Origin of the sequence: Arthrobacter psychrochitiniphilus, from assembly GCF_003185915.1 — a bacterium.
In the GTDB taxonomy this organism is placed as follows: Bacteria; Actinomycetota; Actinomycetes; order Actinomycetales; family Micrococcaceae; genus Specibacter; species Specibacter psychrochitiniphilus.
The window spans coordinates 1-13,366 of sequence record NZ_QHLZ01000017.1 but is presented as its reverse complement, the minus strand read 5'-3'; the positions used below and the strand labels follow the sequence as shown (position 1 = coordinate 13,366).

Annotated in this window: 10 protein-coding genes and 1 pseudogene; 7 read left to right on the top strand and 4 right to left on the bottom strand. The window is 54.7% G+C overall.

What is annotated here, in order from left to right; genetic code table 11:
* Window position 1 precedes the first annotated feature (1 nt).
* Both CVS29_RS17270 and CVS29_RS18730 read left to right on the top strand, forming a co-directional pair.
* Window positions 2-982 carry a GTP pyrophosphokinase gene (locus tag CVS29_RS17270; RefSeq protein ID WP_170121028.1) on the top strand — a complete coding sequence of 327 codons (981 nt, stop codon included), beginning with the start codon at window positions 2-4 and terminating at the stop codon, window positions 980-982.
* Window positions 975-2,363, top strand: a complete 1,389-nt coding sequence (locus CVS29_RS18730) for a hypothetical protein (RefSeq protein ID WP_211315175.1) — start codon at window positions 975-977, stop codon at window positions 2,361-2,363. Before CVS29_RS17270 ends, CVS29_RS18730 begins: the two co-directional genes overlap by 8 nt.
* Window positions 2,364-2,488: 125 nt before the next feature.
* Here the strand turns inward: CVS29_RS18730 and CVS29_RS17260 are convergent, their stop codons facing one another.
* Window positions 2,489-3,205 (bottom strand): oxygenase MpaB family protein, encoded by a 717-nt coding sequence (locus CVS29_RS17260; RefSeq protein ID WP_110107771.1) that lies wholly within the window; start codon window positions 3,203-3,205, stop codon window positions 2,489-2,491.
* A 305-nt stretch (window positions 3,206-3,510) separates the two neighbouring features.
* Between CVS29_RS17260 and CVS29_RS17255 the strand changes: the two genes are divergently transcribed.
* The 5 genes from CVS29_RS17255 to CVS29_RS17235 all read left to right on the top strand — a co-directional run bounded on the left by CVS29_RS17255 (window position 3,511) and on the right by CVS29_RS17235 (window position 9,485).
* The gene (locus tag CVS29_RS17255; RefSeq protein ID WP_110107769.1) at window positions 3,511-4,392 is read left to right on the top strand and encodes a hypothetical protein; all 882 of its coding nucleotides are present in this window, start codon (window positions 3,511-3,513) and stop codon (window positions 4,390-4,392) included.
* Between the two features lie 328 nt (window positions 4,393-4,720).
* The gene (locus CVS29_RS17250) at window positions 4,721-4,981 is read left to right on the top strand and encodes a hypothetical protein (protein WP_211315174.1); all 261 of its coding nucleotides are present in this window, start codon (window positions 4,721-4,723) and stop codon (window positions 4,979-4,981) included.
* A gap of 65 nt (window positions 4,982-5,046) precedes the next feature.
* Window positions 5,047-5,289: a hypothetical protein gene (locus tag CVS29_RS17245; protein WP_211315178.1), complete on the top strand. Its 243-nt coding sequence runs from the start codon at window positions 5,047-5,049 to the stop codon at window positions 5,287-5,289.
* Window positions 5,290-5,463: 174 nt separating this feature from the next.
* Complete coding sequence (locus CVS29_RS17240; protein WP_110107767.1) at window positions 5,464-7,569, top strand: ATP-dependent nuclease; 2,106 nt, start codon at window positions 5,464-5,466, stop codon at window positions 7,567-7,569.
* Window positions 7,566-9,485 carry a UvrD-helicase domain-containing protein gene (locus tag CVS29_RS17235; protein WP_110107836.1) on the top strand — a complete coding sequence of 640 codons (1,920 nt, stop codon included), beginning with the start codon at window positions 7,566-7,568 and terminating at the stop codon, window positions 9,483-9,485. Before CVS29_RS17240 ends, CVS29_RS17235 begins: the two co-directional genes overlap by 4 nt.
* A gap of 1,035 nt (window positions 9,486-10,520) precedes the next feature.
* Here CVS29_RS17235 and CVS29_RS17225 read toward each other — a convergent pair.
* From CVS29_RS17225 to CVS29_RS17220, 3 genes and pseudogenes are all read right to left on the bottom strand, one after another.
* Window positions 10,521-11,735, bottom strand: a complete 1,215-nt coding sequence (locus CVS29_RS17225) for a hypothetical protein (RefSeq protein ID WP_110107764.1) — start codon at window positions 11,733-11,735, stop codon at window positions 10,521-10,523.
* Window positions 11,736-12,036: 301 nt separating this feature from the next.
* A complete protein-coding gene (locus CVS29_RS18280; RefSeq protein WP_146213105.1) occupies window positions 12,037-12,294 on the bottom strand; it encodes a hypothetical protein in 258 nt (85 codons plus the stop codon).
* Window positions 12,295-12,699: 405 nt separating this feature from the next.
* Window positions 12,700-13,044, bottom strand: a pseudogene (locus CVS29_RS17220) (transposase); the annotation flags it as partial.
* Between the last annotated feature and the right edge of the window lie 322 nt (window positions 13,045-13,366).

Below are 13,366 nucleotides of genomic sequence, written 5' to 3'. Positions count from 1 at the left end.
CATGAATCCAGACGCGATTGGGCAACGTGAAGTCAAGGTCGACACTTGGTACGACAAGAACTTGGCCGCCCTCACAGAGCTGCTCCACACTATTGAGGAGCAGTTGATCAGCAGGACTCGCACACACATCGCTGAGGCAAAAGCGGTGGTCAGCGGGCGTGTAAAGATGAAGGGGAGCTTGATTGCCAAGGCGACTGAGTCGCACGAGTCAAAGACCTACGAGTTCAAGTACGACGACTTCACCACGGAAATCAAAGACATCGTTGCCATCCGTGTTCTCGTACCCATGACGCAGGAGCTTTTCAAAGTTCAGGCGCTCATCGAAGGCAATTGGAAATTCGCTCGTCCGTTTACCCCTCACGAAGGCAACGGTACCCGTACACGGCCAGGATACCGAAGCATGCATGGCATTCTCGACGTGTCTGAGCTGGGTGGACCAGTCAAGCTTGTTGAGATTCAGCTCCGGACCATACTCCAACATGCATGGGCCGAGCTGAGTCACGATCTTCTGTACAAGCCAAGCGGCTCCCAACGAGATGACCTTGAACGCCGACTACACGCAGTGGCGGGAATGCTTGAGCTTGCTGACCGTGAATTCTTGGAAATCCGCTCTGCTCAGCTCGGGCTCGAAGGCATCGGTGGGCCACTCAATCTCGATGGAGTCAGAAAACTCGCCACTCGTCTTTTTACCCCCGAGGGCGCCGAAGACCACACCGATGAGAGTTGGTACGCCATCCTCACCGATCGGATACAGTCGCTCGGCCACGATAGAATGAGCCAGGTGCGAGACCAGCTTGGGGACGCACTCGTTAGAGAAGCCCAAGCGCTCCATCCGCGGCTCAATGTAGACTTCGCATGGACCAATCCTGCCTTCCTGTTGGACGTTTGGATTCGTCATGCGTCCGGGAATGGTGTCACTGCAAAGTACGATTTCGCAAATTTTACTGCGCTACCTAATGATCGGGGAATCGCCGATGACTGACCTGCTACTATCCCTACTGGTGATCGCCGTCGCGCTTGGAATCGCGGGCATTGTTCACCTGATACGCAGTGACCGACTCCCACGCGGCGCAGTGTTGCCCACGACCATTGCCTGTGGTGGAGGGCTGCTCGCCATGATTCTCACAGACTGGCCGCTGGAAGGCCTAGCTAAGTTTTGGGCGGACCACTCGGTCCTCGCCGGCGTACTCTCCTCACTTCTCTTGATTGGTCTCATCTTCCTCGTATATGAGAGAGGCGAGCAAAAACGACAAGACGAACTCGCTGACGGCCTCTCCGGCGCGGGTGCTGGTGGAATAGTCGACCACATTGTCGACATCGAGGTCGCCCTCGGACTGCTGTCGGCCGACAAACAGCCCAGCGATCTTGAACCAACTCACTGGGCGAAATGGGATGAACCAGGGAAGCCTCTCCGGTGGCTCCGCATAGGCCGTCACGAGACTCTCAACTCAATTTCAACGCCTGGGCGTGACCCCCGAACGTACATCGTTACACCAGAAGCACGCCTCGCACCCTGGGGACAGGAATTGATTGACCAGGCGATTCGACGGCTCCTCGCCGCTATGCGTGACTGGGCTTCACTCGTAGGGGCATCCGAGGACGGTACGTCGGTGCTTCTACTCTTGTCTCGGGTTCGAATTGATCTGATGGAACTTCACGACATGTATGCGCCCGACTTGACACAATCGTCACCACGGCACCAGCGACGCAAAGCCACTGCTCAGTTGGTTCACCTCCGGATGCGCCTTCGGATTCTCGCGTCCTACTTCGAAAGTTGGAGCGGGGCAACTAAGCCGCGCAAGGAAGTGTTGGAAGTGGCAGATCCACTGCCTCCAGTCAGCCCCATTTGGGAAGGTGCAGGCAGTAATCTCTCCAAGAGGCTTGCGGTTACCGCCGGAGACTTGGGGTTCGACAGACCCCTCACAACTGTTGAACAGGTCAGCGTGTTCGCTCGTATTGCCCACGCCGGGCAGGTAGACAAACTCGAACGAGATTACTACTCCCACCACCTGCTGCCAGTGGCCGCGAAGTTGAAGGAGCATGGTCCTGAAGCAGAGATGGCTGGACTCATCCATGACATCCTCGAAGACACTTCGGTGACCGCTGAGCAGCTCCGGTCGCTCGGTGTCTCCAAGAAGGTCGTACGTGCAGTGGAGTCGGTCACCAGAGGTGAGGGCGAGGAATATATGGATCTCATCAGGCGGTCTGCAGCCGACCCCCTGGGGAGGTTGGTTAAGCTCGCCGACAACGAGCTGAATCTGGAGTCCAACGCCGCACTGGCGACCGTAAACACCGCGCAGGCTGCCAGGCTCAAGGTCAAGTACGAGTCTGCGCGCGAGGTGCTCGTCCGCGCCAGACGCTGACCTCTCTTCTCCTTCAGTGTGACCTGCAGAACCGACCACCGTCGGGAGAAAATCGAAGATCAACGCTATGGTGGTCTCGTCGATATACAATTTCGGCAGAAACTTGACTCGACATGGTTTTCGGTTTAATCCTCGGCAATAGCTGTCGGGGGCGCGTGGAAACACAGGACATCGGTGAGGTGGTCGTCGTCGAACATGGCCGAGAGCGTTGGTCTGGCCAGCGGCCTAGCTGGGACGGGGAGCCTGGACTTCAACACTTGGACGGTGCTGGACATCAACTCTGCGCCTGCGAGGGAGTAGGCGATGTTCTCGTGCTCGTAGCTGTCGAAGAAATTCTCTGCCTCTTGGAACGTTGTGGGGAAACCGGCAATGTTCATGCGGGCGCCGAGCTCTCGGTAAAAGCGAGTTGCCGCGGTTTCCTCTGCTGGTGTTGGTGCCCGCCAGGCATGTGTGCGGGCCCAGCGGATGGGGACGACGAGGAGCGTGAGGAGGACGTAGAGGAAGTCGTCTTGGCTGCCAGGGACGTGGCGGTGGACGTGGTTGAGGAGGCGGATCATGTGGCGGCCGCGGTCGCTGTTCAGTCCGCTGGTGATGAGCTCGTAGGTGACGATGGCGGTGTCGTAGGAGCGTTTCATGGGGCGTTCGATGATTTCGCCATTGCGCTGCAGGGTTGCGGCGATGCTGGGGACAGCGAAGTTACGGTAGTAGGCGAGGAAGAAGCCGAGCTCGATGTCCGCGGCGAGGTAGTAGAGGACCATCTGGCGATAGGTGGCTTCCCAATCTTCCGGTTTGGCGTCTGACTGGTGACGGGTGGAGCCGGCGAGGCTACTGTTCATGCGCATTTGAGAACTCCCGTCGTCGCCACCATTCGCCCGGTGCCCGTGAAAATGTGGCCCACTCCATCGTAGAACGGTGCAACGTTGGCGGCCAAGAGGTTTTCGGAAGTAGTGACTACAGGCAAGAAGCCTAATAATGTCACGCTCGTCTACCCTCAACGCAATGGACTTAGCAGGAAGTTGGTTGGACACGGATTTGAGGGGCACTTTTCCCGACAATTTCCGATGGGTGTCTCGGCCCCCCCCTGGGCGTTGTTATGACTCAGTCTCGGAGCGCGGACGTTCACCCCATGCGTGGATGACTGATAGTCATGGAAACTTTTTGGGGCCTTTCTGGCGTTGCATGGACTGCCATCTACAGCATCCTCACACTTGGACTGTTAGCTGTTGCTGTTGTCGCGTCATTGTACGCAAAAGCGCAATGGAACGTTGCCCGTCAACAACGTGAGGATGCACGAACGGCTCAGATTGAGGCAAGCCGACCGTATGTCATTGTGACTATAGAGGCGTCCGAGGCGAGTCAGGTTCTCTTCGACTTGGTGGTCAAGAATATCGGGGTCCGACCAGCCTTGAATGTAACCATTTCTCTGGATCCGGCGCCCCAGAGGGCAAATGAAAGCAGCGGACATGAGATCGCGAAAATCAAGATGCTCAATGAACCCGTTTCGATGATTGCTCCTGGCCAAGAGATGCGAACGTTCTATGACAGTAGGATCGAACGGAATGGAGTGGATGGGCTTCCATCCGAACATAAAGTTTCCCTGAGCTACTTTGACAGTTCACAGAGAAAGTACACAGATGTCAGTACGCTTGACATCGAGGCTCTGCAGGGCATCATGTATGCGTCAACCAAGACGCTGCATGACATTGGCAAGTCACTAGATGAGATTCAAAAAACTCTCAAAAGTGCGTCGTTGCTACAGCGACGTGGTGCAGTAAAAGTGGAGGCATCCATCGAAACGCGTGAAATGCGGCTTCAGCGAGAAGAAGAAGAGCAGCGAGAACAAGACGAACGCCACCATAGGATCATGGAACAATTCGGGTTTGGCGACCAGAAACCATCACCGACCGAGGTAGATGCGTCCGCTGCCCTGCATGAAGATGCCACGGACCAAGCCGCGAGCGACAATGCGCAGGCTGAGCCTGATGACTGTGCTGAAAACTTCGGTGGGGATCTTCCGCATAGAGTCTAGTGCTCGCCTTCATCTCATGAGAAAGGGGACTTGGAGCCAAAAGAAAACCAGCCCTGGCGTACATCGAGGACGGGCATGGGTTCGAAACGCATAGAGGCCCATTGTTGGTCGGTTGTCGTCAACGGCCCGTGTTGGTAATCCCTGGTCGGCGACCCTCAGCAGCATGACGGTGAACATCTCAACCGCGGTCACCTCTAGCTTGCATTTTTGACACGGAATGCAGGGAAGTATTCCGTCGCTGTAGGCCATCACTTGATCGTGTTTGCTTCTGTGGATTCGTGGCGCTGACCGCGTGTTGGGCCGTTGGCCGGATGGCCATGGCCGGTCCATGATGGTTGCCATGTACGTGGACAAGAAACTCTCCGGAATCGCCGCGGTGCAGTCGGTGTCCCGGTTGAACCGGGTCATCCCGGGCAAGGACCAGACCTTCGTGCTGGATTTTGTCAACGAACCGGAGATGATTTTGGTGGCGTTCCAGAACTACTACGAGGACTCCGAGATTCAGGATGCCCCAACCCGGCTCACGTTCATGCTCCACGGAGGGCCGATAGCTGAACAGCTGAAATGTCGGTGCCCACCTATAGTGTGAAGTGCTATAGACGACCAAGCGTTAGTAGGGAAATGCTGCACGGAAGAAAGTTGGTGACACCCGGTGTGAAAGAACAACAGCGAGCAGAGCTCCACAAAACCATCTGGCAGATCGCCAGCGACCTCCGGGGCTCTTACATTGCGACCCAGCGAGAGAAAGAACTCGCCAAGATCATCTCGGCTGAAAACCTCAAGTCCAAAGAGACCGGACGATTCCTAGACGGTGCATTCTGCACCACGGGCACCGCGACCACTAAGGTATTGCCGGCTGTGTCACGATTCTCGAAGGACAAAAATCACAGTGCGTAGAAACAGTATGTGATCGAGAAGCTCGGGGTTTTCTTCGAGCTGTTCTTTGGGCTAGGTTCACATGGAGACAACCGATGAACCCGTATCTATTTCGCTCATGCCAAAGTGCGGTCGCACCCTGTCGGGAAGGCTTAAGAATCCTCGTGGTTGAAATGCATCTGACAGGAGTACCTAATGAGAATTAGTTCGATCTATATCGATGGCTACCGCCGCTTCAAAGCTCAAAGCATCAAGTTTGAGGACGGCACAACCATCCTGGCAGGTGCTAATAACTCAGGAAAGACATCGCTCATTGATCTCTTGCGAGTAGTGCTGGGTGGTGAAGGAAACCTGCGCGCCGAAGATTTCAGTGCGGCGGACCGATTCGATTGGTTCGCTGCTCTCGTCGGTGCAGCGATTGAGGGCGAGGAGGAGTATCGAGTCTTCGTCGAACACGACGAATTTTTCCCGAAGGTGCCATCAGTGGATGTTCGCATCGAGGTGACCTACGATCCTGCTACTGACGACATTCGTCAGTTTGCCGATTACCTGATGGATCTGGACTCAGAGAAAAGTTCATTCTACTTCCAGTACCGTTTCTCGGCCAAACGAGATGGGCTGGTTGCTGCTTGTCACGACCTCTATGCAGACATTAGGAAGGTCGTAGATAGATGCGGCTGGACTTCTCCGAGTGATGCAGTGCCAGGATCCTCAGACTTCCTCGTCCTGCAGGCGAAGATCGATGCTGCGCTTGTAGAGTATTCGAAGCCAGAAGTATTCTTCGCCGACGAGAGCTACACAAACCGCCTACTGATGGGTAGCTACAAAGATCTCAAGCGGCTCTTCAACTTCCGTGCAGTAAAGGCCTCTCGGGCACTCGACGACACAAACGAAGATAAATCGGGTGGCTTGAATCAACGCCTTATCAAGGTTGCTAAGGAAGATGAAAATTGGCTGGAGCTCTTGTCAAAGTTCCCAGAGCAGGTGGTCGCGGCGATACACGAACTCAAGATCCGTGAACTAACAACCGACGAAGCACTCAAGAGCCTCAACACGGTCATGGAGTCAATCTCGAGCACGAACGGCGCAAGACAGAACGACCTCTTCCTTGACTTCCATGTGACCGAAGAGCATGCCGTCCAGATGATTGCACGGGCGATGCAGACGCGCTACCTCGGGGCGGGTGTTCCTCTAGGAGAGGCTTCGCAAGGTCTGGGCTACAGCAACCTCATATACTTGCATCTTGAAGCCGAGTCGTTTATTCGATCAGTTTCTCAAGTAGAAAACGGTTACCTCGTTAACATGTTGATTCTGGAAGAGCCAGAGTCGCACATGCACCCGCAGATGCAGAACGCTTTCATCAATCATCTCTTGTCGAGAGTCGAAAAGGGTGGAGGATTCCAAGCGGCCGTCACGACGCACTCAAGCGAGATCGTGCGTTCAAGTGGAATCGAGCAGCTCCGGGTTCTCAAGTCCGAAGATGAAAGATGCCGGATTGTAGATCTGCGGGAGTTCCACACGGCGGAGGTTGCAGGGAAATCAGCTGAAACGCAGAGGCTATTTAGCTTCCTGTATTCGATCAACTTTTCAGATCTGCTCTTCGCCGACAAAGTCATCATGTATGAAGGTGACACCGAGCGAATGTACATTCAAGCACTCATCAGAGAACGCCCTGAATTAGCAGGTCTCCGTGCACAGTACATCTCATACGTCCAGGTAGGTGGGGCTTACGCGCACGTGTATAAGTCACTCGTTGTAGATGCACTTCGCCTCAAAACAGTGATCATTACCGACCTTGACTACGAGAAAGAAAGCGTGACTTCAAGTGTCCAGGAGTTAAATCCGCTCTACTCGACCAATGCGACCTTGAATACCTTCTTCAATGAGGAGGATGAAGATGCTGATCAGGACAAGGCCAAGGCTCTAACGATTGAAGGTCTACTGGGCGTTGTCTCTTCCGACACGGGAGTGGCACTTGTTCCTGATACGCAGTTGGCCGCAGTTGCCTTCCAATCGGGAAGCGAAGGCTATGCTCGCACTTTCGAGGAAGCTATCCTTGCGACGCTATTAAGCGCTGAAGTTTGGTCGTCTCGGACAAAAGAAGCGTGGGAAATGCTCCGTGAGAGTTCTGGGCTGAAATTCTCCATTCCACGGAAACAAGAGTCTCCGACGATTAGACAGATCGTCTCGTCGTCGTCAAGTCAGAAGACAGATTTCATGTATTCGCTGCTGCTCAATCCAAAATTTATGGACACGGTGCCGCCGTATATTCTCTCTGCACTGCGATGGCTGGACTCATGAGCGACTTGCGACTCATCAATGCGCCTGCGGGCAGCGGCAAGAGTACCGAAATTAAGTGTCTAGTTCGAGAGTGGTCGGTAGAGCATCCTCTCGACAGACTGCTGTGCGTGACGTATACAAACCGAGCTGCAGACGAACTAAAAGCAGACATCTCTTCGCCCTATATTGTAGTTTCCACGATCCACTCGTTCATTAATGGATTTGCCCAATCCTTATTCTCCGCACCCGAGATCGTTGCCTACTACTTTGAGATATACGGCGACGCTATCAAGGCTCGCATCGAGAACGCAGGCGGAAGTAGTGCGACCGAAGAGAGTAACGCTAGATATCGTGAGGCGCTTGGGGGCTCTCTAACGATTGAGCTGGTGAGAGATTCTGTCGAGTCGCTTTCTTATAACGAGAGGCCATTCAATACCCTGTACCGTGGCGGTCTCTCGCACGATGACCTACTCTCCTTTGTAGCGTCATGCGCAAAGCGATTCCCTAGCATCTATCGTCGAGTGAGTGCGAAGTATCGCCGGGTGATCATCGATGAGTACCAAGATACGGATGTCAATGTTCTTGAGTTCTTCCTCGAGGCATTGCAAGAATCGGAGGCTGATCTTCATTTGTATGGGGATCGCATGCAGCAAATCTATAAAACAGACCCGGAACGTTTTCAGGCGCTGATTCGAGCCTTCTACGTGCCGCAGCGTGAGGTCGTCAACTATCGTTCAACGGAAGCGATCGTCTCAGTGCTGAACGCCATCTACAACGATGAGACCCTGCGACAGGTAGCCGATTCTAAAGTTGATGGTGCCGTTCCAAGAGTGCACTTTAGCGCGACGCCTAACGAGACTGTAGATCAGATCGCAGGCCCAGACGCTTTGGTTCTGAGCGTCCACAACTCTTCGATCTTCGGCGCTATCGGCGGACTAGAGCTCTTCAATGCTCTAAAGGCTATGCCTGATCACGGCTACAGTTCTCGATATCCAGCAGCTGCCGTGCTCACTGAGCCTGAATGGGAGAAGGTTCCGAACGGCCTACTTCGGCTTCTTTACGGTCTACTTAATCTCGAGGATCAGCACAAGCGTGGCCATATCGGGGCTGTAATTTCGACACTACGCGCTCACTCAAAGGATTTTGGCGAGTTCACACTCCACGTACATAAGGACAAGGCGCTCCTTGCCGCTCAACTCGAAGAACTGTTTAGGGTGATGCGTGAGGAGAGTTCAAGTATCAACGATGTACTTGAAAAGCTTTCAAGTCTTGCAGTTACCAGGGCGGCCGATGTCAGCGACTATTTGGGAAGCGAAGACTACAATCTGCTCGTGCTCGTTCCGTTCCAGCAGGTGCGTAAAGTTTTCGACTTTCGCTCTTCACCCTCTCGCTCCACTCAACACGGAGTCAAGGGTGAGAGTCACGAAAAGGTTGTGTTCGTCGCTGAGACTAGTCCGTCGCCAGTGGTGCGGATGAAGGCTCTATTTGACCTATGGCCGAATTACGAATTGAGCCTCGATATTCTGGATGAACTTCTGGGGAAACTAGCTGGATTATTCCGCTCAGCAAAGGAGGCGATCAGCATTGACATTGCCAAGTTGAACAAGGACACTTTTCCAACTTCCGAAGAGGCAATCACGGTCGAGGCACAGAGCGTCGTGGAAACGTTGAGTGAGTCCGACTTGTTCAACGAACTATACGGCGAGACGTATAGCGCATATCTCAAAAAACCGGGAGTGACGCATGCGAAAAAGCTCTTCAGTTTGTCGGCGATCGAAGGCGTACTCGCTGCTTACCGGCTCTTCTATGTTGGCTGTTCGCGAGCGAGGTCAGAGCTCGACGTCGTGATCCCGCTGAAAGAAGTGAGCGACATGCAAGCTACAGCTGAGAAGCTTCGGCAACTCGGATTTGAGGTGGTCGAAGGCTTGGGGACCTAAACGATGTCACCTTGAAGATGCGCCACCACTAATCACCGAGACCAGGATTGAGATCCACAATCTGAGAGCTTTCGGTCCAGCGACAGCTGGCGGCAGAACGGCTTTGCAGTACAGCCATGTTCGCAGCCTCATCGCTTGAATCGGATTGGGGGTAAAATGGAAAGCACAGTATTGGTGGCTGATTGGCCGTGAGCGGGGTCGTGTAGCCGCCCTGCGAGAGTTTCTACTACGTCATACTAAACTCATACTTTTGAAGACACAACGACCACTATTTAGTATCTTGCATTGTTGCAATCACGCCATGCAGGAACAAGCCAAAACGGCTTAATGGCAACCCCGAATGGATGCCCGTTACGCAAGCGGGGTTCATAAACGTTGACAACTGTCGATAGGTTTTCAGGGCTCAGCATGCTCTGACCTGCGGTGATAGTTTTCGATTTTGGTTCTATGAACTTGTTCTTCTGTCCCGTCTGCGCCGACTGTTTCGGTTTGAATTTGAGAGCTCGCTGTACAATAGAGGGCGCGTGGGATTGAACTCTTTGGCCGCGACTGCGCCGGAAGACCGGATTGGTCGTTCTCACCAAGGTAGCTGCCTGCGTGTTCATTGTGCACGCAGTTGAGTGTGGGGAGGAAGCCATCTGCGTACCAGAGTAGGTGAACTGATCATGTGCAGGTGGGCTAGATCTGGAATCGTGGATTCGCCCTCAGGAATCTGTTGGACAACCGCCAACTTGAACTCGAAGGAATATACCTGTTTGGTTGGTTTGCTATCCAACGCCGCCCTACCCCAAATCTTGAATCGTTCCTCCAATGCCTTAACAGCACGGACCCTAACGCCAAGTCTTGAGGATACCGTGCGGTACCAGAAACCTCTCTCAAAGAGATCGACGGCCAACACCCTCTGGTCGGCCGACATAGAACTACGTGGATGCATGAAAAACTCCCCGAAAGTAAGGAACTGAATTATTCAGTCCAACTTTCGGGGAGCAGTTCAGTATCGAGGGCTGTTTCTCATGGGCTGGCATGGGCTGGTCTCTACCGGATGGAGTAAACGTTAAAATTGGTATGCCGGCTCCATCCGCTAATCACCCACGCGCCGTCGTCGGTCTTAGACACGGAGTAGGCGACGGTTCCATTTTCGATGAGGGACCCCATCTTTTCACCTTGCACGGTATTCATTTTGTACCGCAGGTCAAAACCCATAGCCAGGTCACCATCATCACTCAGCTTGTACGCCGTTGGCACCAACTGCATCCCCACAACTCGGGGTTGGTCGCCCTCGTATTCGTAGTCGATATCCACCTCACCGTCCTCTCTGAATGAGGGCTGCTCGACCACAGCCGATGCGCTGTCTCCGTTGTCTTCGACCACCCCCAACGTGGCACGAAATTGGTCAGCCCATTTGGGGGCGATCTTGTCGCTGTTGCGGGCCCACCACTGATCAGGTGTCTCTCCTGCACCATTCAGCGGGCTGTCGACGATTTCTGTAACGAAAAAGTCGACCAAGAACTTCTGGGCTTCGGTAACGTATTCGGGCGAGAACTTCTCAAGGACCTCCGGCTTTGCAAGCTCCAGATTAAACGCGTAGGCGGGGTCTGCGGGATCAATGGAAACTTGAAGGTACTCGCGATGGCTGGTTTGGACGATCTTGCCCGGGACCAGCTTGGTGCTCATGTCACTAGTGGTGTTGAAGCTGTAGCTTTTTTCTTTCGGCTTCGGCGACGGCGGTGTGGAGGCAGAAGCACTCTGAGCCGTGGAGGCCGACGGTGCCGGTCCTGCAGTATCGGTGCCAGCGCCACAGCCGGTAGTAGCCAGGACAACGCCGGCCAATCCGAGTGCCAGCCATCGACGATTCATCTTCGTTTCCCCCACAATGATTCCTCCAAATAGGTGCGAAACGAAAAGCGTTGTGCAATTCGCCGCCTTCGTGCGTGCCATCTTAATGTACCCTGCAATGTATCGGGTGTTGGTGTCGCCGCACTCCATGTGTAAGGCAGAGGGGGTTGCTCTCGCTGTTTTGTGGCAGCGGCCAAAATTCGTGCCCGGCTCCTTGGTGTCCACATCCTGCTCTTCCACTTCTCGACCCACTCCGTGCAGTTCCGGACACCGCTGCCGGCGTTGGGCCAGATCGTAGGGAGAAAATCGGCATGCCGGGAAGTCACGTTGCTGCTCTTCGGTGTCTGCGTTGCGATGGAAAACGATGAGCTGGTAAAAAAACGGATGCAGCAGCGCCCAATGGCGTGAAATCATCGCAAGGCACCCTGCAGCCCATCATCTGGTATCCCTGGCAGATGTCTGCTGCGTGCCTTGGCTCGCGGGCAATCTCAGGGCTGCCATCGATCCAAGCGGTGACGACGGAACCTGCTCTGCTGGTTGAGGGTCTACCCTCTTGATCCTCCAATGCTCAGGCCGACAAGGCCGCGGCACCTATTTACGCCGAATGTACGGTACGTATCAAGACCGGTAAGGACCCGCGGGAATTAGCAGACAGTTTTAGATGTCCCCTTGGGGTCGGCGGGGGTGTTGGGTCCCGCCGCACACATGAGCCCCATCAAGCCATACCAGCCACAGGGAGTACAGCATGAAGAAGAGCGAATAGTCCGCGAAGCGGCAGAACGGGTACCGAAGGAGGTACGTGGCACAGACCCGGATCGCTGCGCCGGTCGTTCCAGGCGATGGCGCGCTTGAGGCTCGCTAGGCTCGTGGGAAATGTGGCGGTATCCATCACTTGGCCAGTGGCGGCCGCAAGGATGGCGTAGGTGTTTGTGCGGGCGTTGGGTATCCACACCGACGATGTTTGTGTATTCATCGCGGACGGTACTCATTGAAGTGACTTCCTTCCCACTACAGGACAATGATCGGCCAGTTTGAGGAGGGTCACGCCGCGGCAGATCCCTAACGAGTCACGCCCTGCAGCAAGGTGTTACAAGACGGACAACCTTCTATCAGACCACCGGTGTGAGCCAAACTGGCCCCCACGGGCCGGGCGGACAGGTCGTCGAAAGGACACTGCCAAGGGCAGGTCAGATCTGAAGTGAGTCACACCCGGTCCGAGTAGGTCAAGTCTGGCAGCTAGCCTCAGGCTTGCCACTACCCATTGGGAATCTGATTCTCTCCCAAGGCCCTTACCTATGCCGAACCGGACTCTCCGCTCCGGGATTCACACGCGGCTACACTCACTACACTCTGTATTCGGAAGGGCCGGCAAGGCTCTTCAGAATCCAGAGTGTAGTTTCGGTCTGAACCCACCTGATTCCAGCAGTGATCTGGCGACATAGTTGGTGAGATTGCGGAAGCCGAGGGCAGAACCCCGAAGGTGTTCCAATCTTCCATTAATCGCTTCAGTAGGACCGTTTGAGGTCCCGGGCCGGTCGAAGTACGCGAGCACGTCGGCGGCCCTGCGTTTGAGTGTTCCACCCATCTTTTTCAGCTCCTTCAGGGCCGTAGGGACCCCGGTACTGAGGGAGTCAATGAGAGCCTGCATGAGCTTCTTGCCTTGGGCCGGGTCTTCCGCCCGGTAGGCGGCGATCATGCGCTGATACGCGCCCCACGTCGCTTTGAACCGTCCCGGAAATCGCGCCGCCGTTTTATTAGCGGCGGGGTAGAACGCAACCCCAACTGGTCCGATTGAGGGACGCAAATCTCCAAGGATCAGTGTGACGGGTTTCAAGGAGCAAGTACCCGCGTCGGCGTACCGTAGGCCAGGTCTGTGAAAATAGCTGGTGACATGCTGGTCAGCTCTGGATGAAGCGAGAGTAAAATGAGAAGTGCAGCATAGGTGGCTGATTTACCAAGCCCGAGGCTGTGTCAAGGGCCATGAGTTTCTGCCCACCAGCGGCCAGGTTATCTGCCCACTGGTGGCCAGCAAAACTGCCCGGATA

What these genes read in the sequence shown, in the direction of transcription:
- CVS29_RS17270 (WP_170121028.1), top strand. Translation starts at nt 2, where the DNA reads ATGAATCCAGACGCGATTGGGCAACGTGAAGTCAAGGTCGACACTTGG.
- CVS29_RS18730 (WP_211315175.1), top strand. Translation starts at nt 975, where the DNA reads ATGACTGACCTGCTACTATCCCTACTGGTGATCGCCGTCGCGCTTGGA.
- CVS29_RS17260 (WP_110107771.1), bottom strand. Translation starts at nt 3,205, where the DNA reads ATGCGCATGAACAGTAGCCTCGCCGGCTCCACCCGTCACCAGTCAGAC.
- CVS29_RS17255 (WP_110107769.1), top strand. Translation starts at nt 3,511, where the DNA reads ATGGAAACTTTTTGGGGCCTTTCTGGCGTTGCATGGACTGCCATCTAC.
- CVS29_RS17250 (WP_211315174.1), top strand. Translation starts at nt 4,721, where the DNA reads ATGATGGTTGCCATGTACGTGGACAAGAAACTCTCCGGAATCGCCGCG.
- CVS29_RS17240 (WP_110107767.1), top strand. Translation starts at nt 5,464, where the DNA reads ATGAGAATTAGTTCGATCTATATCGATGGCTACCGCCGCTTCAAAGCT.
- CVS29_RS17235 (WP_110107836.1), top strand. Translation starts at nt 7,566, where the DNA reads ATGAGCGACTTGCGACTCATCAATGCGCCTGCGGGCAGCGGCAAGAGT.
- CVS29_RS17225 (WP_110107764.1), bottom strand. Translation starts at nt 11,735, where the DNA reads ATGATTTCACGCCATTGGGCGCTGCTGCATCCGTTTTTTTACCAGCTC.
- CVS29_RS18280 (WP_146213105.1), bottom strand. Translation starts at nt 12,294, where the DNA reads ATGAATACACAAACATCGTCGGTGTGGATACCCAACGCCCGCACAAAC.